We start from the raw sequence: 24,314 nt of genomic DNA, 5'->3' as shown, positions 1-24,314 counted from the left end.
TAGATATCTTTTTACACGAATGTCTTTATTTAACAACCTTTGTATTCCAAATAATTGGTGCTTCAAACACTTCAAAGTCTTCAAGCTTGTCAGTTGTCGCAAGGATGCTCTTATATTGACCAATGACTGTAGATGACAAGTACTCATAGAGGAAGCCTTGAAGTTCATCCCATTTTGCTTTCGCTGCTTCAGGAGTTTCCGCTTCTCTAATTTCTGCTATTAATGCTTTAATTTGTGGGTTATCATTACCTGCCCAATCTGGTGTTAATGCTAAAAGCTGTGGTGGAATCAACTGATAACCATTGCTCGTAATAAAAATATCCCATGATGAGCGGTCATTTTTCTTCTCTAAGAATGTTGGGAAGTCGTAATTGGCAACCTTGACATTCATTCCTAATTGTCTTAATTGTTCTTGAACAACGATCGTTGCAGTATACATTTCACCATAATCCTGAGTGGTTAATAAAGTAATTTCTTCTCCATTATAGCCAGCTTCTTTTAACAGCTTCTTCGCTTTCTCCAAATCACCTTGATTATATACTTTCTTGCCAGCGTCACTTGCCCATTGAGGCTGATTTGGATTCATGTAGCTTGGATTTAACTCATAAAGGTCCTCATTCACAAAGCTTGCTAGCAGAATCTCGTCCATATTTAAGGCTGTGTTCACGGCCTGACGTAATTTCACATCGGCAAGTGGTCCCTCATTCACATTGAAGAACATGGTAAGTGTTCCACCCTCAAAGGTATGAACTTTTACGTGATCCATGGTGCTTAACTGCTCATAGCTTTCAGTTGGGATGTTATCGGCAATATCATATTCACCAGTTTGTATCCCCGCGATTCTTGTTGAGTGGTCCGTCACAAAATGATAGTAAACATCGTTCACAAGGGCTTCTTTCTTTCCTGCAAAACCGCTTGGCTTTTCACCGACGGCTTGATAGTCGTCATTCTTAACTAAATGAATAAATTGATCCTGCTTCCACTCTTTGAATTTGAAAGGACCAGTACCAATATATTCTGTAACTCCTTCTGCAGGAGCTGATTCAATAATTTCCTTTGGCATAATAGCTGGGAAATTTGATTGGGATGCCATAGCAATCAGTACATCTGATGATGGCTTTTCTAAGTGAAGAACCGTTGTATATGGGTCCTGGGTTTCAAATTTCGCTCCTCCCAAAAGTGATTTCGCACGGGAGGATTTTTCCAACCAACGATTCATCGATGCTACAACATCATCAGAAGCCATTTCCTTGCCGTTATGAAATTTGACACCCTCTCTTAAATGGAAGGTATAAGTCTTGCCATCATCACTCACATCTACAGATTTCGCAAGCATTGGTGTAGGTTCATATTTTTCGTTTAACGTGTATAGTGTTTCGTAGATATTTCCGGCTATATCCAATGCCACCTGAGAAACCGTCATCACTGAATCGAGCGTTGGCGGCTGTGCGGTAACAGCAATGTTCATTTCATCGTCATAGCTCTTGTTGCTTTTAGTTGCTTCATTAGAATCCTTGGATTCCTTGTCATTATTGCTGCAGCCCACAGCTGCAAATAGAATCATTCCTAGAGCTATAAGCAACCCTAAATATTTGCGTTTCAATCCTATTTCCCCCTCATTAAATATTATTCTTACAATTCATACCAAATTAATTGGTTTTATAGGATATGTGAATCATAGCTTATTTACGTATTTGTTGTCAATGAGTTTTATACTTGTATTCTTAGGGTAATAAAAAAAACAGCTAAATAAGCTGTTTAACATTAAGAATAGAGTATCTTTTCTAATAATATGCATTACCAAAACATTGGATATCCCCACCCAAATGGGTATCCGTAGCCAAACCCACCATAGGCCCATGGAGCAAGCAAGGCACTACCGGCTAAGCCACCCAACACGCCTCCTAAGAATGGAGCACCGAAGAAGGGTCGACCAAATCCAAACGGTCTGCCAAATCCAAACGGTCTGCCAATAATTCGACTGTCCTCATCCATCCCCACTGGAACTTGTGGGTAATAAAGCATTTCTGTATTCATTCTATCCCTCCTCTTTCTCAAGAGCAAGATATTCGTTTATGCTTTTAATTCTTGGGCAAATAACACACTGAAGAAAAATTATTTAGGTATTAGCTTGTATTTTCCTAAGGAGCATTTCTGCCCATCCAGGAGATTAGCACTCACATACAATCCAGCTCTTAATTTTTTGATTCTCTGTAGGCGGTTATTTGTGTTTTTAATGATGCATAGACACCTACCGCAGCGTTTCCGTAGAAAAAGCCCATAAATATGCCCGCCCACACGTTGTGTTCATGGGCAAAAAATATCCCGATCGCTAGTCCCAATCCGTTAGCTAGGGTAGGAACAAAGGGCTTTCGAATAGGAAATATTTTCTTGAATATTTGTGTAAGAATAACAACAAGAGGGACAGCTATTATTGCATCCCAGAAATTTGTATGTATCGTTGGAAAGGCTTCCATTGATATTCCCTCTTTTCAAATAGATTTTCTTCATTTGGCTCCTTCCAAAATCTAGTAACATCCCTATTTTTCCAAATTGGGCTTTTCTTATCCAAAAAATAACGATACAGCAAGCTGTTTCGTAGATACACTTCTAGTTTTTGAGGTAAAATAATGGTGTATTTTCAAAAAAGGAGCTTATTGATAATGGAAAAATTAATGTTCATTGAAACAGGAATGGGAATTGATGTACACGGTCAAAATATCACAACTGCAGCAATACGAGCAGTCAAAAATGCCATTCACTTTAATTCAATGCCTGGCATTCGCTCTGTGCTACCAGATAATAGTTTGGATAATATGAGAGTCCATGTGAAGCTTGCAGTTCCTTGTGACAAGGAAAAGCTTGATACTGATGCAGTCAAGGAAGTTTTGCCCTACGGAAAGGTTACTGTTGAAATCATGGACGGTGGAATGCTGACAACAAGCGGTATTGTTCTTGAAGAAAAAGGAGACAAGAATGACCTCATGTACATAGTTGTGGCCTCAGTTGAGGTTGGGTACTAAAGTCAGGGAGACATTTCAATAAGAAGCCAAAAAGTAGGAAAGGCTGAAGCTCTTTTCTAGAGATTCAGCCCTTCCTTACGTATTATTTGATTCTTTTAAGCTCCCGAAGCTCCGTTTCTTGTTCGAGTGAACGTAAAGACAGTGATTCGAGAATCCTATCCTGTCGCTCTTGTCCCTCTTTCAGAGCTGAAAGTTCACCACGAAGCTGATGTACATCCATTGTTAGAGCATCTAATTTTGCATCTGTTTCTTCCTGACGGTCACGAATGGCATCAACAATTTCCTTTAATTCCTTTTGGCCTTCTCTTAACAGTTTTTGACCCTCTTCTAGCGATTTCTGGCCTTCTTTTAGAGAATTTACATCTTCTTTTAGTGAATTTACATCTCCTTTTAGAGAATTCACATCTCCTTTTAGAGAATTCACATCTTCTTTTAGAGAATTCACATCTTCTTTTAGTGAATTCACCTCTTCTTTTAGAGAATTCACATCTTCTTTTAGAGAATTCACATCTTCTTTTAGTGAATTTACATCCCCTCTTAGAGAATTTACATCTTCTTTTAGAGAATTTACATCTTCTCTTATAGATTTAATTTCCTCTAAAATTAAACCCAGGATTTCCTCCATGTTTCAATCCTCCTTTACTTTTTTAATCATGATTTTTAATGAATTCTATTCTTAAGTTACCTATCTTTATCTAGTAACTACGATGTTCATAAGAGTTTTCATTCTAAAAATATTTTTTCTTCTAGTATTAATTATATCTTTACATTTTAAATTTGGAAACATTTAATAAATGGCTTTTACTGATTTGATGTTGATTGTAAATTATTTTATTCCACGGTATTCTATTTAAGAAAGCGCTATCAAACCAAGGGAATGGAGGAGTTAGAATGAAGCTTGAAAACAAAGTATCTATTGTAACAGGAGCGGCATCAGGAATGGGAAAAAGCATAGCCCAATTGTTTGCCAAAGAAGGTGCGAAGGTCTTAGTTGCCGACCTCAATCTTGAAGGAGCAAATGGTGTTGTAGAAGAAATTACAAAGAATGGTGGAACTGCAAAAGCACTTCAAGTGAACGTAGCCAAATTAGAGGACATCGAGAAAATGATCGATACCGCCGTAAACGACTATGGCACTTTGGATATTCTCGTCAATAACGCTGGAATCATGGATGGATTTGAACCTGTTGGTGACATTCTTGAAGAAAGATGGGACATGATTTTCGATGTAAATACAAAGAGTGTCATGCGTGCCATGCGCAAAGCCATCCCGATCTTTTTAGAAAAAGGAAAAGGGGTCATCATTAATGTCGCATCTACCGGTGGATTAAACGGGGCACACGCTGGGGCAACCTACGGGGCATCCAAGCACGCAGTAGTGGGTTTGACCAAGAATACCGGCTACATGTATGCGAACAGCGGAATTCGTTGTAACGCCATTGCTCCAGGTGGTGTTGAGACAAACATTGGGGCTTCCATGAAATCGATCAATGAATTCGGATTTGGACGTACAAAGGCTGTCCATGGAGTGATGCCAAGAATCGGCAAACCTGATGAAATTGCTCAAGTGGCCTTATTCTTAGCCTCTGATGAATCCAGCTTTATCAATGGAACCGTTGTTGTTGCGGACGGTGGTTGGACTGCGGCATTCTAATTTATAGAGTAGATGTAGCACATAAAAAAACTGTAGCTCCAATGTTAGTTGATTCTAACAATGGGGCTACAGTTTTTTACTAAAGTTTATGCTACTTTATGAATCTCTATTTTTTTCCCTTCTTTGCGCCACTCTTTGTATTCAGCAGCGGCTGTGAAAAGTACGTCTGTAGATGAGTTAAGTGCTGTTTCAAAAGAGTCTTGTAATACACCGATAATAAATCCTACTCCAACTACTTGCATGGCCACATCAGCTGGGATTCCAAATAAGCTACATGCTAAAGGAATCAATAATAACGATCCGCCTGCAACCCCTGAAGCACCACAGGCACATACAGCAGACAATACGCTAAGAAGAATAGCGGTAGGAAGATCGACTTGTATTCCTAGTGTATGCACTGCTGCCAAAGTCAAAACAGAAATCGTCACAGCCGCACCAGCCATATTGATGGTTGCACCTAGCGGAATGGATACTGAATAATTATCCTTATTCAAACCAAGTTCTTCACATAATTTCATGTTTACAGGTATGTTTGAAGCTGAGCTTCGGGTAAAGAATGCGGTAACACCACTTTCCTTTAGGCATTTTAGAACAAGCGGATATGGATTTTGTCTGATATACACAAATACAATAATCGGATTGACAATAAACGCCACAAAAATCATACACCCAATTAATACAGCGAGCAATTTTCCATAGCCGAGTAATGCATCCAATCCATTTGCCGTAATTGACTCAAATACTAGCCCCATAATTCCTAATGGAGCAAACTTAATCACCCAAGTAACCAATTTCGAAACTGCATCAGAAAAATTAGAAATCATCAATTTGGTCGATTCAGCAGCATTTTTCAAAGCCAAACCAAGAAGGACGGCCCAAGCCAATATGCCAATATAGTTTCCATTAACGATTGCTTTTACTGGGTTATCAACAATATTCAGGAGCAAGGTCTTAAGTACCTCAACAACACCGCTAGGAGGCGTCACACCCTCAGCCCCCTTCGCAAGTGTTAAGCTGACAGGAAAAATAAAACTAGCAATAACTGCAATTAATCCAGCTAAAAAAGTTCCTAAAAGATAAAGAATAATGACGGATTGCATATTTGTTTTCTGTTCACTTTTGTGTTGAGAAATAGCCGACATAACCAAAAATAGTACCAACATAGGTGCAATTGCTTTTAATGCACCGACAAATAGAGATCCAAAAATAACAATCGGTTTTGCTGTTTCTGGAATTGCTAGAGCAAGCACCATCCCAGTCATCAAACCGATCATAATTTGTTTTACTAGGCTCAAACGATGCCATTTGTTCAATAAGCTCTTCATATTAAATTCCACCCCAAAAATACATCTGTCTTTTATATAAAGAATATTATACGTACTCTTTTAATATATTACAATAATAATATTCAACTTAAAGTCACAATAAATTTAAAGAGGCTGTTCAAAAACAGTAGCTGAAGGAATTTTTAAACAAGGCTCTTTTCTCAAACATGGTTGCTTTTGAACAAAAAATAATTAGATAAAACTCTTGTTTATGCAGAGTATCTCTAGAAACAACGGAGAAAAGTGCTACTCAATCTATGCGTATCGCACGCCTAGTATGAAACGGAATGGCCGGTATTAAGGACATTCCAGAACCACAATCCGTGCGAAAACAGCCTTAAACAAATAGGCAGTCTTGACAAAATTCTACTCCAATTTAAAAACCCTCGTTCACACGAGGGTCTCTCCACTGTCTAAAATAGGTTCTTGGTCAGTTCCCCAATACCTCTTCATTATTTTCTCCCGGCCTTAACCCAATATGGTTGTATTCAGGGGAAAATACAGTAGATTTGATCGGGCAAGCGATTTGTTTTTGTACGCTTCCTTTTGAATCTGGAACTTCCACAACCATGTTTCTTTCCACGATTTGCGGATGTTCACAGGCTTCGGCAAAGCTTAAGACAGGTTCGGCACAGGCTTCGAATTCATTAAAGATATCCTGCCATTCCTCAAAGCTTCTCAAAAGAAATACTTTTTTCACTTCCTCTTTAAAGGATTGAACATCTTGAGGTTCGTTACTTAAGCTCAATGGAAATAGATCAGGACGCCCGATTGCTTCACATAGCTCTTTCCTAAACTGTGGCTCTAGGCTTCCAACTGAAAAATATCGGCTATCCTTTGTCTCATAATGACCGTAGAAGGTTCCTCCATTAAGGAGGAGTTCCTCTGGCTCTAATTCAGAATTCATCACTAAATAATTCGGTGCCGATAATGCATTCAATGTGAAACTACAGTCTGTCATGCTAATATCTAAATGCTGTCCTTCCCCTGTTCTATCCCGATAAATGACAGCCGCTAAAATCCCAATAACAGAATGCAAAGAACCACCAGCTAAATCGGCAATCTGAATACTTTGATTTGCTGGCCCTCCAGCTTTTGTACCAGAATAGCTTGATACACCTGAAATGCCAAGGTAATTGATATCATGGCCAGGACGATTTTTATATGGACCTGTTTGGCCAAAACCAGTTAAAGAACAATAGATTATCTTTGGATTCACTTTTTTTAAATCCTCGTACCCCAAGCCTAGTCGTTCCATCACACCAGGTCTAAATTGCTCCAATACAATATCGTATTCCTTAACAAGCCCTTTAACGATTTCAACAGAATCTGTTTTTTTCAAATCTAATGTTACGGATTTCTTATTTCGCTGCAGATATTGATCAGTTACCCATGCCTCTTTGTCGGTTGGTCTTTGAACATGGATCACTTCAGCCCCTAAATCAGCCAATAAAAGGGTGGCAAAGGGACCCGGAAGTAAGGTTGAGAAATCTAATATTTTCAGATTGCTTAGTAATGTCATAGGATAACACCCCCTATTTTACTAATATTATAGATTTCTCACATCTACTAAATCAATGAAAGTATTTCAGAAAATTCAGCAATATATGACAACCAATCTCCTGCTAAAGCCCTTTTACAGCAAAAAGGAGCTGTTCAAGAGCTAGAAGCAGGAAATGAACAAATAATAAAAAGCCAGAGATTTTTAGTCATCTGGCCACAAAATAATTAGGTATTCAAATCATACATCCGCCCTTTTATTAAATAGGCAGCACTTTCGGCTATATTCGTAATGTGATCCGCTGTTCTCTCGAGATAACGATTGACAAATAATAATTGGGCAACTTGATTCGTTTGCTCAATATGTGAAGATAAATAATTAGTGAGATGCTTATAATTGTCGTCACTATATTGATCCACTTCATCATCCATATCCCCTACTTCTTTTGCGAGGGCAATTTTTTCAGTAAGAAAAGCCTCTAAAGATTTATGCAACATATTCACAGATATATCTTTCATCGCCTCGAGATTGGTTAGATCTATTTGGGAGTTCGTCTTTCCGATTTTTATTGTGGACTTTGCAATATTCACCCCAAAATCCGCAATACGCTCAATGTTTGAGGAAATTTTGATGGCCCCGATTATTTTCCTCAAGTCCCTTGCCACAGGTTGTTCTTTCACAATTAGCCAAATGGCCAATTGATTAATCTCATCTTCTAAATCATCTACTTCATTATCTTCTTCAATGACTCTTAATGCTAATTCTATATCCTGATTCTTTAATGCAGTAAAGGATTTATCCAAGGAAGCAACCGTCAACTCACCCATTTCCATCATTTTCCTTTGTAATTCCTGCAAGCTATTTTCAAAGCTTTCTCGTACAACCATGGTCCACCTCCATTTATCCGAAACGCCCGGTAACATAATCTTCAGTTCTTTGGTCACTTGGCATTGAAAAGATCTTACTTGTTTCATCAAATTCAATAATTTCTCCATTTAGGAAAAATGCCGTTTTGTCTGAAACCCTCGCTGCCTGCTGCATGTTATGTGTAACGATGACAATCGTAAAATTATTTTTCATCGCTGCAATTAGTTCTTCAACCTTTAACGTTGAAATTGGATCAAGGGCGGATGTTGGTTCGTCCATCAGAATCACATCTGGCTTCATCGCAATCGCACGAGCAATACAAACCCTTTGCTGCTGTCCGCCTGATAGTCCGAGAGCGGATGATTTTAAACGATCCTTTACCTCATCCCAAATTGCGGCTCCTCGAAGACTTTCTTCGACGATCCTGTTTAATTCTGCTCTATTTTTGATTCCTTGCATTCTTGGACCATAGGCCACATTATCAAAAATACTCATTGGAAAAAGATTTGGCTTTTGAAAAACCATTCCAACCTTCGTCCGAAGCTTGATCACATCATTGGAATCATAGATATCTTCACCATCGATCACGATTTTCCCATTAATATTTACTCCATCAATCAAGTCATTCATCCGGTTTAACGTTCTTAAAAAGGTGGATTTTCCGCAGCCTGAAGGGCCAATAAGAGCTGTTACTTCTTTTTCCTTAATATTAATCGAAACATCGAATAAGGCTTGCTTCTCCCCATAAAATAAATTTAAATTATGAACGCTGATTTTGGTTTTTTTCTCAGAGGTATTCTTAAATGTTGCAGTATTTTTTCTGGTTTCCTTATGCTCTATCACTGATGTAGCCATTTCCATACACCCCTTTAATAGTCGGCTTTATTTAATTTCTTGGAGATAAAGGTTGCAGATAAATTCAAAACTAATATGATCACAATCAAAACAATCCCAATAGCGGCAGCCAATTCAATATCCCCTGACTCTTGGGTGACTAAATAGGAATGAACTGTTAATGTTCTAGCGGAAGAGAAAATGCTATCTGGCATAGCAGCCACTGTACCAGCTGTTAAAAAAATCGCAGCAGACTCACCAATTATTCTTCCCATTGAAAGAATAATTCCGGATAAAATTCCTGGCATTGCACTTGGCAAAATAACTTTATATAAGGTCTGTAGCTTTGTAGTTCCTAATGCGAGTGAACCTTCCCGATAAGATAAGGGAACGGTCTTCAATGATTCCTCTGTTGTTCTGATAATAACTGGTAAAATAATGATCGTTAAGGTTAAAGATGCCGCAATAATTGACATACCAAATTTTAACGTCGCAACAAAAAATACGGCTCCAAACAAACCATAGATAATAGAAGGAATACCCGTTAAGCTTTCCGTAGCAAAGCGGATGATTCTTACTAATCGTCCTTGCTTGGCGTATTCCTGTAAGTATACAGCAGCCAAGATCCCAATTGGGGTTGCTATGAGTAAGGAGATGAGGATCGTATATAGGGTTGTAATAATCATCGGCCATATTCCACCGTCTCCAGCAGCAGAATATTCATTGAATATAAACTCAAAACTGATCAATCGAAATCCCTTATAAAAGATATACCCAACGATTGTAACAAGGACCGCGACAGTTAAGAAAGCCCCCAACCAAAGTAGTCCGAGCATTATATTATCCTTAAGCCTTCTCAACTTAATGACCACCCTTCGAGCTGATTCTGGCCAATACAAAATTCAGAATTAAAATAAATGAGAACAAAACAATTCCAGTGGCGAACAGCATTTCTTGATGGGTACCAAAGGCATAGCCCATTTCCAGGGCAATATTTGTCGTTAATGGACGAATACTATCTGTTAAGCTGGTTGGAATAATTAAACTATTTCCCGCTACTAAGATAACCGCCATCGTTTCTCCTATGGCTCTCCCCATCCCTAAAACAATCGCTGTCATGATCCCGGATTTCGCTGCAGGTACCACTACTTTAAATATAGTGCCAACAGGAGAGGCTCCTAAAGCCAACGAACCCTCTCGATAGGTTTTTGGAACAGCTCGAATCGCTGTTTCTGCAACCGTCACAATCGTCGGAAGCATCATGATCGCCAACACTAGAATGACAGCAATTAAGCTCTGACCCTTCGCCAATCCTAAATTGTCTTGTAAAAAAGGAACAATAATGGCTAGTCCAAAAACACCATAAAGGACGGACGGGATCCCAGCTAGAAGCTGGACAGCTGGCGAGATAATTTTTGCGATGCTTTTTGGAGCAATTTCCGCAAGAAAAATAGCTGTAAATAATCCGATGGGAACTCCAATAATTAAAGCCCCAATCGTTGCGTACAAGGAAGCAACAATCATCGGAAAAATTCCAAATTGATCTTCAGAGGGTACCCAGTCCACTCCAAACAGAAAGTCTGTAATACTATATCCCCCTGCAATAAATGGATGAGAACCTTTATAAAATACAAAACCTATAATAAGCGCTAAGCTAACAACCGAAAGAAGGGCACAAAACAAGAAAACTCTCCCTGACAGCTTTTCTAAAAAATATTTCCTTCTGTTCGTTCTACCGATTTCTCCGGATTCTTTTTTGATAGGTAGGCTTGACATACTTCATTCCTCCAAGCTCTCATTTACACATGATGTTTAGATACGAGTTTTGAATATATTTGATTATTTGACCGGAATCGCTCCTGTCTCAGCCACGATTGCTTGTCCTTCAGGGCTTAAAATATAGTCAATAAATTTTTTACCTTCATTCGTTAGTTTGCCTTCTTTGTGAACAAATAAGAAAGGTCGGGATAAACGATATGCTTGCTGCAGGACATTTTCAGCCGTAGCTTCTACCCCGTTAATCTTTACAGTTGAAATTGAATCATCAATATATTCAAAGGAAATAAATCCTACCGCATGCCTGTTTGTAGCTACTGTTGTCTTAATATTCCCATTCCCACTCGCAACAATAGCACTTCTTATTAACTCACTTGATGAATAACCGACAATTTCTTGAAAGGCATCTCGGGAGCCGGAACCATCCTCACGGGATACAACAACTATCTCCATATCCTCTCCACCAAATTCCTTCCAATTTGTTACCTTCCCAGTAAAAATCTTCTTTACTTGCTCCATCGTTAAATCTTTGACCCTATTACTAGGATGGGTAACAACGACAATTCCATCGTAGGCAATGATTGTTTCCTGCAAACCGCTGGCCTTTTCTTCTTCCTTTAAATCACGGGAGGACATCCCTATTTCCGAGACACCATTTATGGCATTTGTGATTCCTGCAGAGGAACCAATTTGATTCACTTCTATTTTTATTGGATTTTCCTCTTTATACTTTTCGGCTAATTTTTCAACTAATGGTCCAACAGATGTGGAGCCTGATATAGCTAAGGTTTTGGAGTTCCCTTCTACTGCCTGATCTTCCTCGCTCTTACCACATCCAATCATTAGAATGGAGAGCATAAGCAAGGATATCGCCAACAAATTCCTTTTTAGAATCATATTTAAACCTCCAGGATGCACAAATGTAACTTCACTATCTAAAATAATCTTTTAGACAATGTAAAGAATAACGATGCTATGTAAATTCCCCATTAAACGATTGTAAAGCTTTTGTAAATTTTTTAGGTTAGTTAGTATAGTGTTTGGAATAAATACAAGTTTTATCGAAAAAAAAGCCAAGCCCTTAACTAGACCCAACCTTTTCCATAAAGCTTCATTAGAATTGTGTGTACTCTCTTACTATTACAAATGATCAAAATAACTGTTAATATTTTTGTTAAAATATGAATGTATCAGTCTATTTATAAATATTTTCTAATTACAGTGAAAGGAGTCAAATATTGAAAAAGCAAGGGGTTATATCATTGGGTGAAGCATTTGTTGACTTTATCGCTATAGATCCAACGAACTCTGCCTATCAACGATTGTTAGGAGGAGCGACTGTTAATGTAGCAGTTGGGATAAGGAGACATGGCATTCCTTCCTATTATTTATGTAAATTAGGAATAGACGAAACGAGTAGATTTGTAGAAGAGAATCTAATGAAGGAACAGGTTGATTGTTCTTTTTGTTCTTATCATCCAGCGAAAAGAATTTGCTCTGTTTACATTCACTTAAATCAGTATGGAGAACGTTATTTCCATTCGTACGTGAACGAAACTCCTGATGAATGGATTACAGCTGAGGAGCTGGACAAAGATCCGTTTACAAAAAATAAAATCTTTTATTTTGGATCCGGTACTTTGTTTCATCCAATAGCCAAAAAAACAACTAATCAGGCTTTACTATATGCCGCAGAAGAGAATCTGAAGATTGCCTTCGATACGAATATTCGGCTTAAAAGATGGGAAAGTGAGAATCAATGCAAAGAAACCATTTTAACCTATGTGAAAAAGGCTGATATCGTAAAAATGGCTGAAGATGAATTGCTATTTCTAACCGAAGCGGAAACCCTCGAACAAGGACTGGAGCAAATAAATAAATTAGAAATCCCATTCCTTTTTGTCACACAAGGAAAGGACGAAGCATGTGCTGTTCATGAAAATCTTATGGTACGTGTACCGGGAATTCCTGTTGAAACGGTAGATACAACGGGTGCTGGCGACGCTTTTATGGCGGCCCTTCTAGCCTGTTTTCATGAAAAAGGTATCCCCAAAAATGAGGCTGAATTAACAGATTATACAGAGTTTGCCAATAAAGCCGGCGCCATATCTGCCACAAAATTCGGCTCTCTGTAAAGAATAGGAAAAAGGACATGTTCCCATCGGATATGTCCTTTTTTCAGTTTTCTATGCTTAAATTTCTTTGTAAGTACTATGTTCGATCCCAAAAACGTTGTTGAGCGATAGCATTGACAAATTCCTCGCCAAAGTTTGGAGTATTTGCAGCAAAAACGACCCCAGCTAGGTTATTGTGTTCTGATGTATAAATATATGGCTGTCCAGTCGAAGCTATACCAATTGGCTTATAGTGTCGATATGCTTCATGCACGTATTCTGTAACATATTGATCGAAATTTTCTTGATTTCCACTATTTCCTCCGACGACATAAAGAGAATCGACTAAATAAGGACTAGTTGTGATAAAGGTGTGGGTAACCTTGATCTTTGTTCCATCGGCCCCTGTAACTGTACCAAGCTTATCACTGATTATTTCAACGAAGACTCCATTTTGCTGGAGGAAGTTAAGTACAGCAGCTACTTCCCCGCCGTTAAACCCATTGCCAATTAAGACACCTACTTTTAACGTAGCTGCATATTTAGGCGTACTTTCCTGACTAAGAGAAGCATAGCTCGTTGAAATAGGTAGATGGGATCCAGTCGGGGGCTCAACTCCAATATTCTCAGCAACAATTGAAGCTAATTCTTTATCCACATTGGCCAATTGGTTAACATTTTGCTGACGGACCGACTCGCTTTTTACTTTTCCGAGTTGAAAGCTAAATCCATCGATTGTATGCTGCTTTTCAACAGGGGTTAAGCTGTTCCAGAAAATTCTTATTTGCGAATAGAAATCGTTAAATGACTCACTCCGAGCACGGATAACATGCCCTTCTACCTTTTTTGGATAATGCTCGTATCCACCTTCTTCTGGAGGAGTCTCGTATGGCGTATTATTTGCGAGTGAATTTTGATGATAGTCTACTTGATCGACATCGATTCGAACCCGCATTGGGCCTCGTCTTTGATTATTATGAAATGGACACAGGGGCTTATTAATTGGAAGCTCCTGAAAATTCGGCCCCATTCGATGTACCTGCGCCATATGATAAGCGATAAGCCTGCCCTGCAATACGGGGTCATTGGAAAAATCAATTCCAGGAACGACATTGGCAGGATTAAATGCTGCTTGCTCTGATTCCGTATGATAGTTATCAATATTTCTATTTAGTGTCAGCTTGCCGACTAATTGAACAGGAATGAGTTCTTCTGGCCAAAACTTTGAAGGATCAAGAATATCAAAATCATATTTAAATTCATCCTCAAGTGGAATTAGCTGGACACCTAGTTCGTATTCTGGATAATACCCCTTGTCAATAGCTTCTCTCAAATCCTTTCGGTGGAAATCTGGATCCAGTCCGCCAATTTTAATCGCCTCGTCCTGAAGGAGCGAGTGAACACCAAGGACTGGTTTCCAGACGAATCGAACAAATGTCGCAACTCCTCTGTCATTAACAAATAAATACGTATTAATGGACCAAGATTCCAGCATTCGGTAACTTCTTAAAATTCCCCTGTCTGACATGATCCATGTTACCATATGAAGCGAGTCTGGATTATTCGCTACGTAATCCCAAAAATAGTCGTGTGCGCCTGTAGCTGTTGGGATATCATCATCCTGTTTGGCTTGGTACGCATGAATCATATCGGGAAATTGCATCGGGTCTTGATTGATCAATACAGGCATCCCAATGGTTGTCAAATCATAATTTCCTTCTTCTGTATAAAACTTCACACCCTTACAACGTAAATCCCTTGCTGTATCATAGGATCCTCTTGGCCCTTGTACAGTAGAAAAACGGCACGTAATAGGAGTCTTTTTCCCTGGTTCTTGTAGAAAACAGGCCATTGTCACATGCTTCATCGACTGGTAGCATTCAAACTCCCCATGGGCACTGTAGCCTCTTGCATGAACCACTCTTTCTGGTTGCTCTTCCTGCACAAAATGAGACATTTTTTCAAAGTAGTGCCAATCTTGATGTAATGTGGGGCCGCGTTCACCAGCCCTTAAAATGTCTCTATCGTTTGATATTGTTCTCCCTTGATTTGTCGTTAACGGCTTTCCTGTATTTTTTATTCGGTATTGATCCATTTGCTCCTGTTTGGCGTTATTAATAGGCGTTTGGTTTCTTGATGACTTCTCATCCATGTGATCACCCACCCTAACATTTTGATTTGATTTCCAATTATATACTATGTGATTTTTCCGAATATATACATTCCATTACATTTGATGTACACATGCTCAGGCCCACGGCGGTACTTGGAGCACGACAGTACTTCTTTACACCATATATTGATTTTTCCATTTAAATAAGTAACTAATGATCAGAATGGGTACCGTATACATACAATGAAATTTATTAATAAGGGGGAAGTGATTATGAAATTAACACATGAGAAGGCGATTGAACTACACGGTTTTAATAACCTTACGAAATCGTTAAGCTTTAACATGTATGACATATGCTATACCAGCACGAAAGAGGAACGTGAGGCGTATTTGCAATATATTGATGAGCAATATAGTGCTGAAAGGCTAGCAGATATTCTGAAGAATGTCTCAGATATCATTGGGGCACATGTATTAAATGTTGCAAGCCAGGATTTTGAACCTGCGGGTGCAAGCGTAACGCTACTAGTCTCAGAAGCACCAATAGAACATGCCACATCAGAAACATTCGAGGAATCACCGGGGCCCCTTCCTGGTTCAGTTGTTATGCAGCTGGATAAAAGCCACATCACTGTTCATACATATCCGGAGTTTCACCCAGATGAAGGAATTAGTACCTTTCGAGCGGATATTGATGTAGCAACCTGTGGAGAAATATCTCCGTTAAAAGCACTTCACTATTTAATCCGCTCATTTGAAACTGATGTAATGATTATCGATTATCGTGTCCGTGGTTTTACAAGAAAAAAAGATGGGTACAAGCTATTCATCGATCATGAAATTAATTCGATTCAAAACTATATCCCTGAAGATGTCGGTGAACAATTTGATATGATTGACGTGAATATCTATCAGGAACATATTTTCCATACGAAATGTAAGTTACGAGAATTTGACTTGAATAATTACCTGTTTGGTTACACAAAAGACAAACTAGCACCTGATGAGCAAATTGAGATTACCGAAAGAATCAAGCTTGAGATGGATGAAATCTTTTATGGAAAAAATATTGTCCAGTAGGGCTCTTATTTCTATTCGTATTACATTAACCTTTAGAGTGAAGAACAGAGAATGACGAATAGTGGCAGTCATAAAAAAGACATCATCCACTTGCCTTTTACAAGAAGATGATGTCTTTTTTCTTTAATCGTTAACATCTTTTTTCCAAAAACCGACCATTAATGCTGTTACAATCGAGCCAATGATGATCGCTAATAAATACAGTAAGGCACTGCCTGTAACAAATGGAATGACGAATATTCCTCCGTGAGGGGCTGCCAAACCAATATGAAAGACCATTGTAAGAGCACCGGCTACAGCAGAACCTACTACGGCAGACGGAATCACACGCCCTGGGTCAGCAGCCGCAAACGGAATTGCCCCCTCTGTAATAAATGTCGCTCCCATGATATAAGTTGTTTTACCAGTTTCTCTTTCCTGCTTTGTAAACTTTCTTTTGAACAATGTCGTAGCAAGGGCTAGTCCTAGCGGAGGCACCATTCCACCAGCCATAATTGCAGCATGTGGAGCAAAGTTTCCAGCATCAATCATGGCAATTCCAAAAGTAAATGCTGCTTTGTTAATTGGGCCACCCATGTCAACAGCCATCATTCCACCCAAAATAAGTCCTAGTAGCACAAGATTTCCCGTTCCCATGCCGCCAAGCCAATCTTCGAGCAACCTATTCAATGCCTGTACAGGTTCAATGACAATATAAAGCATGATAAGACCCGTAAGCAAAATACCGAACAATGGATATAAGAGAACCGGCTTGATTCCTTCAAGAGATTGTGGCAAGCGCTCAAATACACGTTTTAGACCTAATACTAAATAACCTGCTAAGAATCCAGCAATAAGCCCTCCTAAGAACCCTGCTCCCCCATTCGCTGCTAATAATCCACCGACCATACCTGGAGCAAAACCCGGCCGATCCGCAATACTCATCGCAATGAACCCTGCTAAGACGGGAACCATTAGAGCAAACGCTGTTTTGCTACCAATTGTACTTAATGCAGCGGCAATTGGGTTAAAATCAGGAGATTTCGGATCAGCCGCATGAATACCAAAAATAAAGGATAGAGCGATAAGAATACCACCACCGACCACAAATGGAAGCATATTGGATACACCGTTCATTAGGTGTTTGTAAAAGCCCTTTCTCTCTCCACCTTGTGCTGACTTATCAGCTGATCCAGTTCCTTGATAAACAGGGGCATCTTGCTTTAAGGCTCTCTCAATCAAGCCTTGCGGATCCTTAATACCCTGTGCAACAGGAACCTGGATCACATGCTTCCCATTGAATACATCCATATCAACCTTTGTATCAGCTGCCACAATGATTGCTTTTGCCTTATCGATCTCTTCCGCGGTTAAGCGATTTTTTACACCCGTTGAGCCGTTTGTCTGGACCTTTATCTGTACACCCATCTCCTTTGCTTTCGCCTTCAAGGCATCTGCTGCCATATACGTATGCGCAATTCCTGTTGGGCAGCCTGTAACTGCAAGGACCAAATCTTGATTGGAGATGGATGTCTCAGCTTCTTCAGCTGCTTCTTCCTGTTCAGAAAGCTCCTTCTCATCTACAATTTTCATGATTTCCTCAGCAGTATTGGCATGCAGAAGCTTGTTTCGAAACTCCATATCAATTAAGAAACCGGATAGTCGAGACAAGGTTTCAAGATGGGTATTGTTTGCGCCTTCACTTGCGGCAATCATGAAAAACAGATGGCTTGGCTGTCCATCTAATGCCTCATAGTCAATCCCCTCTTTAGAACGACCGAAAGCAATTGCCGGTGTTTTTACGGCCTGCGTTTTAGCATGGGGAATCGCAATTCCTTCCCCAATCCCTGTTGTACTCTGAGATTCACGTGCCCAGATAGCTTCCTTATAGGCCTCTTTATCTGCTAATTTTCCTGCTGTATATAATTTTTCAACTAGTTCATCTATGACTTCAGCTTTTGTCTTAGCAGTTAAATCAACAATAACAGTGTTTGTTTGTAGAAGCTCTGTAATTCTCATGATGTCATCTCCTTATCAAGCAGTTCTATCTTCACCTTTGGCAATACTTCTTCTACTCTTGATTTGTTACATAAATCATTTGAAAAGGCTGTTGCCGTGCCTGAGGCTACTCCATATTGAAAAGCCTTTAAAAAGTCCCCGCTCTTCACATATTCCGCTAAGAAACCAGCTACTGTGGAATCACCAGAACCAACTGTACTAACCACTTCACCCTTAGGTACAGTTGCAACTGCTGTTAAGCTGTTATTGATGAAAACAGCTCCATCGCCTCCCATGGAAACAATGATATTCTGTGGCCCCTTCCTTAACAGTTCTTTACCAGATGCAATTACTTCATCTAAGCTTGTTAAAGTTCTATTTAGAATCTCCCCTAATTCATGATGATTGGGCTTTACTAGAAAAGGCTGGTACTTCAATAGATTTTTGAGCGACTCACCAGATGTATCAACGATTAGGTGGCTCCCGTTCTGAGAACATTGATTGGTCAAGGCTTCGTAGAATTGAGTTGAAACGCTTGCAGGGAGACTACCAGCAAGCACTACATAATCGTCACTAGTAAAACTCTGAAATTTTTGCAGTAACTCTTCCTGCTTTATTTCAGATATATAGGAGCCAACACCATTAATCTCCGTTTCTTCTTTTGTCTTTAGTTTAACGTTTATTCTTGTTGGCTCTTCCACATATATAAAGTCATTGGAGATCCCTTCTTTGTTCAATTCATTCCGAATAAAATCCCCCGTGAAGCCACCAAGAAAGCCTAAAGCAATACTATCGATATCTAAATTTCTTAACACTCGTGATACATTAATTCCTTTTCCACCGGGAAAAAAAGAGACATTCTGCGCTCGATTTAAGTCGCCTAATTTAATTTGGTCCGCTTGTACAAGATAATCAACCGATGGATTTAATGTGCAGGTATAAATCATGATGTCACTACCTTTATCTTGGTCTGTTTCAAAAAATCATCTAAAATCTCTTGTTCCACCTGATTCGTAATGATAGTTGCTTGTTTCAAGTCGCTAATTTGCGCAAAAGCAACTTCATTGAACTTAGAATCATCAGCTAGAACATATGTCTCCTGTGCTAGATTCATGGCTGTACGTTTTACTTTTGCTTCTTCAGGGTCAGGAGTAGTATACCCATAATCAAGATGAATCCCATTGACTCCAATGAAGCATTTATCAAAGCGGTATCGGCTCAAACTGTCAATGGCCCCGCTTCCAATTAAAGCTCTCGTTTTATTTTTTACATAACCGCCAATGATATAAGTCTCTATTTCCTTTTCTAGAAGTGCATCAAGATGAGTAAAACCGTTTGTGACAACTTTAATTTTCTTTGACACTATATAAGGAATCATCTGGTAGGAGGTGGTACCGGCATCTAGGTAGATGCAGTCGCCATTATTAATAAGATTTGCTGCATATTTGGCGATGATATTTTTTTCATTTGTGTTGATCATAGATTTCTCAAGAATACTAAGCTCTTGTGCCTTTTGCTGCACAATGGATGCTCCCCCATGAACACGCTTCAACTTCTTTTCTTTTTCAAGCTGGCTTAGGTCTCTCCTAATGGTCGATTCTGAAGAATTCGTCTTCTCCGCAAATTCTTGTATCTTAACATTATGCTTGCGCCTCAATAATTCCAATATAATATGATGTCTTTCAGGTGTGAGCACGACTATCTTCTCCTCCACACGAAATCATGAACAACTAAATATTAGCGGATGCCAATATATATTTCAATCAGATTTAATCAAATTCAATCAAATTTAATCATTTTTTGTCACAAAACGACCAAACTTTTTCAAATTTCTACATCCACTTCCTCATATATCCTATTTTCTACCTAGTAAGGCCTAGCAGAATGAACAAATAGAGTGCCAGTAAATTTGAACTGACACCCTTAATCATTTTACAAAACCTATTTATTTATGATTCTTTTACCGCATCATCACAATTTTTCTTTTCTTCCATTCATAAAAAAATACCCATCTCCATATCAAAGATCAGGTACCACTTTACACTACTTAAAACTACAGTTGAACCCTCGCACCATTCGCATATAGTTTAGCATTACTTTCGCATGACGGCCTTCAACGGAATAAGGATTTTGTAAACGTTCCAACCGATAAATAAATTCATGATCGCATCTACAGCGGTCTCCGGTGTATCGATAACACATATCATGTCTTCGGCAAGCAGCATCTACAGCATTAACAGGAGCACCGGGACCACTACATCCTGGACCACACCAATTATAGCCGGGAAAGAGACAAAATCTTGGCATCCCCTCACACCTCCTTACATTACTCTCTTAATAAACAAGATATGTTTGTAAAGAAGGATGGTATAGCCATGTATCTATGGTTAAAATTATGTCGATTCAAGTTTGATTTTGACGTAAAACTAGTTGTCCTAACTCAAATAAAAAGCCCAAATCCTTTACCACCCATGAAGGTTCTATTTATAGCTACTATGATTCAAAAGCTGTTTTTTCTGGAAATATGCCACCTTCTCTTACAAGGCAAACTGCCAATCTTTGAGCAGCTCGATCAAAATAAAACTTAGTAGGAATATTTTGGTCTGGTAAACTTTCTAACTCTGAAAACTTCCTGGTTATTTTATTTAACTCAATTTTACCCATAATCTTCTAAGGGCATATGTTTTATAGCTATTGGTACGTACTTTATAAATTGACTAAATTTCATGCAGAGATAATAACAGATATCTTTCGACTTGGAATAAAGAAGAGGTTTATTCTAATCACTAAAAATAAATAGTGGTGCATTCGGCACTAGGTAACCCCTCAAAAAAAACCTTAAAAGGCACTTGGCCTATCAAGGTTTTAAAAACACATTATATGAGGAATTTCAACTATTTTACCTGGTGATTTCGGGTGGTGATAGCGGCGCCGTTCCATAACCTTCGTGCGGAAAGGCTTTGGGTTGCTTAATCAATTCGAAACAAATCTCCCTTAGGGATAAAAGGAAGATGTTTCCCTTTTGGCAGTAAAAAAGCATGTTTTCTTTTAATCATCAAGCGGTCACATTCTCCATCCGTAATGATTAAGATAGGACCATTTTTGGGAAAATCCGTTGCATTCTCGAGCAAATCAATTCCTGGCTGAAGAATTGTTCCTCCCCGTCCTTTCACTTTAACCCTTTCAGCTATTTCCTCTGGGGTCATGTATCCTGCATCGTAGGCAGTAGCATCGCAAAAGACGACACGAACTGCTGGAACATCTCGGGCAACGCTATAGCTTGCAATGGTTCCAAGTGCTTTGGCCAGAAGTTTTTTATCCATAGATCCCGAAGTATCAAGCACCACGCCGAACGTTCTTCCATGCTCATCACCCCCTACATCAACATAAGCGGGGCGTGGGATATCAGGGGTGCTGGATTGCCTTCTGGAAAGCCTTGTATATGTTCTTCTCTTTTCGACAGGCTGAAAATGATGATCAAACCATTTTGCGAGTTCCACATCCCATTTAATCGGTGGCATGGCAAGAGCTTTGATTTCTTCAACTAGCCCTGCTGGCAAATAACCCCTTTTTTGCTCTTGGTGAAAGCTCAAGCCCTGTGACAAGCAACTTTTGTAAAAATCCTCCAAACTAATGCCATTTCTTGGATCCCAATAAGTACTATTTCCTTCATCTATAATATCACTCCCACCAAGTCCACGGAATGTATACAATTTTCGGTAGGTTCTCATATCCGTTATAATACGGTCATAGATGCTTTCTGCATTGAGCCCCTTCAATTCCTGATCCAATAGGCCGCCAACTTTAGGAAACTCTCCTATTCCCATTTCAATTAGCCAATCGTTAATAACATAATCACAAGCAACATTCCAAAAATAGTGATTTCTTCCCTGTCTTCTTTCATGATGGCAAAGACCTGCATGTAAATATTCATGGGCCAAAACAAATTTACACTCTTCGAACGAAAGTCCGGCTGCAGGATTGATATAAATTTCTTTATGAATTACATCGATCGCAGCGATAGATATTTCCAACCGTTTGCAAAGGATTGAATCCTCAATTAAGGTGAAGTTGGAGGCTAATGACCCTAGAAGCGGGTAGGAATCCAAAAACCAATTTTTTGCTTTTTGCGCTTCCGTTAGCTGATCCTTCTTTTCTCCTAAACTACTCGCATGGCCACTTGCGACATCGATGGCACTAGATACTGCTTGTGCAATGCCTCTTCCAAGCAAATCACCCCATTTGATTTCTCCTCCCCAATAATACCGATCATCATCAAATATCAGATCCGACTGCTTAGCACCCCCTACGCTCCATCCAGTATAAACTGGATCAATGCCTTTTTGGAGCAGCATCTTGTACAATGACTCTTCATCACGCGCATGAAAATCAACTGGTACTCTGAATTCCCCAGGAGGTTTTCCTAATTTCATTTCATATAGAAACTTGGAGACAAATGCATCGCAGGCAATGTTCCAAAGAGCAGGGTTCTCTTTATCCTTGAAATGTTCAAAACCCAAATGGAGGAGACAATGAGCTAGAATATACAGCCATTCCTCTGGTTTGACTCTTTTTTTCGGATGTACATGGATTATCCCTCCTTTTGTCACGACTGCATAGCCTTCGTCTGGACATAGGTTTCCTTCTTGGCGGTTGAAGTAAGCGTGCGTCACGAGCGGCGAAAACATAGGGTGGTTAGCAATCAAATTGTATCCTTCTTGGTAAAGTTTCGTTGCGATATCAATTGATTGCTTATTTTTACGCATCCTTTTTGTCCTTCCGTTCGGCTAGTCTTGGTAGATCACGAATGATCTCAGTCATAAACCAGTCAGGCAATCCTTTTTCTTTTTCTGAACTAGAGACAACTAATTGTGCCATTTCATGACTGATGGAAGCTAAATCTTTAATGAGAGCTTTTGCTTGATGAGCAAACTGACGCTGACTGGGATGAACGGCATCTTTTTCACTTGGAAGCTCTTTAATAATTTGAGCACGGAAACTTTGTGTTAAAAAATATAACACATCGCGATTTTCAGGTTCATGTGGAAACTTCATGTCCCCATTGAGAATTTTATTTAAATGATACTTTGTATGAATTTGTTTATGAAATGTTTGGAATTGAGAAGCATGCTGGGGTGAAACACAGCCAGCAGCTAATATTCCAACCATTTCATTCGTAAGATGCTCTTCTCCAAATTCATAAAGGACATCACTTAACATATGCCAGCTTCGTGGTGTTGAAAAGGGTTCTTCATGCTTTGGCGGTTCTGTCCACAATTGATCTGGACGAATTTGCAAGTATTCAATCACAAATGGATGGATGCCAAATCCAATCGCCCATTCCATCCAATCTTTGTAGGAAACATGAAGCTGGGCATGAAACATACGATTAATAAGGGCTGAACTCATTGTTTTCACAATGGCACTATCTTGTGCTCGGTTACCTGCTCCAATGACAATCGATCCTTTTGGTAGCATATATTCACCAACTCTTCTGTCGTGAATAAGGCTATAAAATGATTTTTGGACCTCATGCGAACAAGCGTTTAATTCATCTAAAAATAAGCAGTATGGTTCGTCTCTTGCAATTAAATTAGGGGGACAGAATTTTGTTTTTCCTTCAATAATTTGCGGTACACCCATGATATCCTCGGGGGCAAGTTGACTTCCCAACAGCGAAACACACGGCAATCCGACTTGACATGCGAATTCTTCTACAAGGGATGATTTTCCGATTCCAGGGGCTCCCCAGATAAAAACAGGACGGATGATAGCTACATTTAATAGCAGCTCCATTAATTGTTTTTGTGTAACCTTTGCTCCTAAATTCATTCGTTTCTCCTTAAATTAAGTGTCTTTGAATCAATTTTAGCACATTTACCCTTGTATCTTAAGCTAAGTTGAAGCTCACTTACACAGTCAATAATGTCTTAATTAATATTAATAATGGAGGGAATATTTTTGCTAGTATCACAAACATAGGAATCTTATGAAGCCGAAAAAGAATAGAAACAACTAGAAATAATGCTTTTTTAGCCCGTTCCTCTA

At 39.2% G+C, this 24,314-nt stretch carries 22 protein-coding genes; 4 read left to right on the top strand and 18 right to left on the bottom strand.

Features of this window, described 5'->3' with window-relative positions; all coding sequences use genetic code 11:
* Positions 1-25 precede the first annotated feature (25 nt).
* From J2S07_RS01585 to J2S07_RS01575, 3 genes are all read right to left on the bottom strand, one after another.
* Entirely contained in the window at positions 26-1,603 is a 1,578-nt protein-coding gene (locus tag J2S07_RS01585) for an ABC transporter substrate-binding protein (RefSeq protein ID WP_307148638.1), read from the bottom strand.
* Positions 1,604-1,797: 194 nt separating this feature from the next.
* A complete protein-coding gene (ymaG, locus tag J2S07_RS01580) occupies positions 1,798-2,037 on the bottom strand; it encodes an inner spore coat protein YmaG (protein WP_307148637.1) in 240 nt (79 codons plus the stop codon).
* Positions 2,038-2,195: 158 nt separating this feature from the next.
* Positions 2,196-2,477, bottom strand: coding sequence for a hypothetical protein (locus J2S07_RS01575; protein ID WP_307148636.1), 282 nt, complete (start codon positions 2,475-2,477; stop codon positions 2,196-2,198).
* A 186-nt stretch (positions 2,478-2,663) separates the two neighbouring features.
* On the opposite strand from J2S07_RS01575, the gene J2S07_RS01570 reads away from it, so the two are divergent.
* A complete protein-coding gene (locus tag J2S07_RS01570) occupies positions 2,664-3,023 on the top strand; it encodes a Lin0512 family protein (protein ID WP_307148635.1) in 360 nt (119 codons plus the stop codon).
* 82 nt (positions 3,024-3,105) lie between these two features.
* On the opposite strand, the gene J2S07_RS01565 is transcribed toward J2S07_RS01570, so the two are convergent.
* Complete coding sequence (locus tag J2S07_RS01565; RefSeq protein ID WP_307148634.1) at positions 3,106-3,648, bottom strand: coiled-coil domain-containing protein; 543 nt, start codon at positions 3,646-3,648, stop codon at positions 3,106-3,108.
* Positions 3,649-3,914: 266 nt separating this feature from the next.
* Here J2S07_RS01565 and J2S07_RS01560 point away from each other — a divergent pair, with 266 nt between their 5' ends.
* A complete protein-coding gene (locus J2S07_RS01560) occupies positions 3,915-4,676 on the top strand; it encodes an SDR family oxidoreductase (protein ID WP_307148633.1) in 762 nt (253 codons plus the stop codon).
* Positions 4,677-4,762: 86 nt separating this feature from the next.
* Here J2S07_RS01560 and sstT read toward each other — a convergent pair whose 3' ends face one another.
* The 7 genes from sstT to J2S07_RS01525 all read right to left on the bottom strand — a co-directional run bounded on the left by sstT (position 4,763) and on the right by J2S07_RS01525 (position 11,876).
* Entirely contained in the window at positions 4,763-6,001 is a 1,239-nt protein-coding gene (sstT, locus tag J2S07_RS01555) for a serine/threonine transporter SstT (RefSeq protein ID WP_307148632.1), read from the bottom strand.
* A 430-nt stretch (positions 6,002-6,431) separates the two neighbouring features.
* Positions 6,432-7,523 (bottom strand): CaiB/BaiF CoA transferase family protein, encoded by a 1,092-nt coding sequence (locus J2S07_RS01550; RefSeq protein WP_307148631.1) that lies wholly within the window; start codon positions 7,521-7,523, stop codon positions 6,432-6,434.
* Between the two features lie 206 nt (positions 7,524-7,729).
* Positions 7,730-8,389: a phosphate signaling complex protein PhoU gene (phoU, locus tag J2S07_RS01545; RefSeq protein ID WP_307148630.1), complete on the bottom strand. Its 660-nt coding sequence runs from the start codon at positions 8,387-8,389 to the stop codon at positions 7,730-7,732.
* Between the two features lie 13 nt (positions 8,390-8,402).
* Positions 8,403-9,230, bottom strand: coding sequence for a phosphate ABC transporter ATP-binding protein PstB (gene pstB, locus J2S07_RS01540; protein WP_307148629.1), 828 nt, complete (start codon positions 9,228-9,230; stop codon positions 8,403-8,405).
* Positions 9,231-9,238: 8 nt separating this feature from the next.
* Positions 9,239-10,063 (bottom strand): phosphate ABC transporter permease PstA, encoded by an 825-nt coding sequence (pstA, locus tag J2S07_RS01535; protein WP_307148628.1) that lies wholly within the window; start codon positions 10,061-10,063, stop codon positions 9,239-9,241.
* A 1-nt stretch (position 10,064) separates the two neighbouring features.
* Positions 10,065-10,979, bottom strand: a complete 915-nt coding sequence (gene pstC / locus J2S07_RS01530) for a phosphate ABC transporter permease subunit PstC (RefSeq protein ID WP_307148627.1) — start codon at positions 10,977-10,979, stop codon at positions 10,065-10,067.
* Positions 10,980-11,042: 63 nt separating this feature from the next.
* Positions 11,043-11,876 (bottom strand): phosphate ABC transporter substrate-binding protein, encoded by an 834-nt coding sequence (locus J2S07_RS01525; RefSeq protein ID WP_307148626.1) that lies wholly within the window; start codon positions 11,874-11,876, stop codon positions 11,043-11,045.
* 341 nt (positions 11,877-12,217) lie between these two features.
* Between J2S07_RS01525 and J2S07_RS01520 the strand changes: the two genes are divergently transcribed.
* Positions 12,218-13,114 (top strand): carbohydrate kinase family protein, encoded by an 897-nt coding sequence (locus J2S07_RS01520; protein WP_307148625.1) that lies wholly within the window; start codon positions 12,218-12,220, stop codon positions 13,112-13,114.
* Positions 13,115-13,190: 76 nt separating this feature from the next.
* Here the strand turns inward: J2S07_RS01520 and J2S07_RS01515 are convergent, their stop codons facing one another.
* Positions 13,191-15,245, bottom strand: coding sequence for a catalase (locus J2S07_RS01515; protein ID WP_307148624.1), 2,055 nt, complete (start codon positions 15,243-15,245; stop codon positions 13,191-13,193).
* A 234-nt stretch (positions 15,246-15,479) separates the two neighbouring features.
* Between J2S07_RS01515 and speD the strand changes: the two genes are divergently transcribed.
* Complete coding sequence (gene speD / locus J2S07_RS01510; RefSeq protein WP_307148623.1) at positions 15,480-16,289, top strand: adenosylmethionine decarboxylase; 810 nt, start codon at positions 15,480-15,482, stop codon at positions 16,287-16,289.
* Positions 16,290-16,412: 123 nt separating this feature from the next.
* Here the strand turns inward: speD and J2S07_RS01505 are convergent, their stop codons facing one another.
* The 6 genes from J2S07_RS01505 to J2S07_RS01480 all read right to left on the bottom strand — a co-directional run bounded on the left by J2S07_RS01505 (position 16,413) and on the right by J2S07_RS01480 (position 24,098).
* Positions 16,413-18,287, bottom strand: a complete 1,875-nt coding sequence (locus tag J2S07_RS01505; RefSeq protein WP_307148622.1) for a PTS fructose transporter subunit IIABC — start codon at positions 18,285-18,287, stop codon at positions 16,413-16,415.
* The gene (gene pfkB / locus J2S07_RS01500; RefSeq protein WP_307148621.1) at positions 18,284-19,213 is read right to left on the bottom strand and encodes a 1-phosphofructokinase; all 930 of its coding nucleotides are present in this window, start codon (positions 19,211-19,213) and stop codon (positions 18,284-18,286) included. Before pfkB ends, J2S07_RS01505 begins: the two co-directional genes overlap by 4 nt.
* Positions 19,210-19,962, bottom strand: a complete 753-nt coding sequence (locus tag J2S07_RS01495) for a DeoR/GlpR family DNA-binding transcription regulator (RefSeq protein ID WP_307148620.1) — start codon at positions 19,960-19,962, stop codon at positions 19,210-19,212. The genes pfkB and J2S07_RS01495 overlap by 4 nt, the downstream gene beginning before the upstream one ends.
* 347 nt (positions 19,963-20,309) lie before the next feature.
* Positions 20,310-20,573: a phospholipase gene (locus J2S07_RS01490; protein WP_307148619.1), complete on the bottom strand. Its 264-nt coding sequence runs from the start codon at positions 20,571-20,573 to the stop codon at positions 20,310-20,312.
* Positions 20,574-21,235: 662 nt separating this feature from the next.
* The gene (locus tag J2S07_RS01485; RefSeq protein WP_307148618.1) at positions 21,236-23,032 is read right to left on the bottom strand and encodes a vWA domain-containing protein; all 1,797 of its coding nucleotides are present in this window, start codon (positions 23,030-23,032) and stop codon (positions 21,236-21,238) included.
* On the bottom strand, positions 23,025-24,098 hold the full coding sequence (locus J2S07_RS01480) for an AAA family ATPase (RefSeq protein ID WP_307148617.1): 1,074 nt from the start codon (positions 24,096-24,098) through the stop codon (positions 23,025-23,027). The genes J2S07_RS01485 and J2S07_RS01480 overlap by 8 nt, the downstream gene beginning before the upstream one ends.
* Between the last annotated feature and the right edge of the window lie 216 nt (positions 24,099-24,314).

It is taken from the genome of Anoxybacillus andreesenii (assembly GCF_030813005.1).
In the GTDB taxonomy this organism is placed as follows: domain Bacteria; phylum Bacillota; class Bacilli; order Bacillales; family Cytobacillaceae; genus Robertmurraya; species Robertmurraya andreesenii.
The sequence above is the reverse complement of the archived record's forward strand: the minus strand, read 5'-3'. Positions and strand labels throughout refer to the sequence as shown.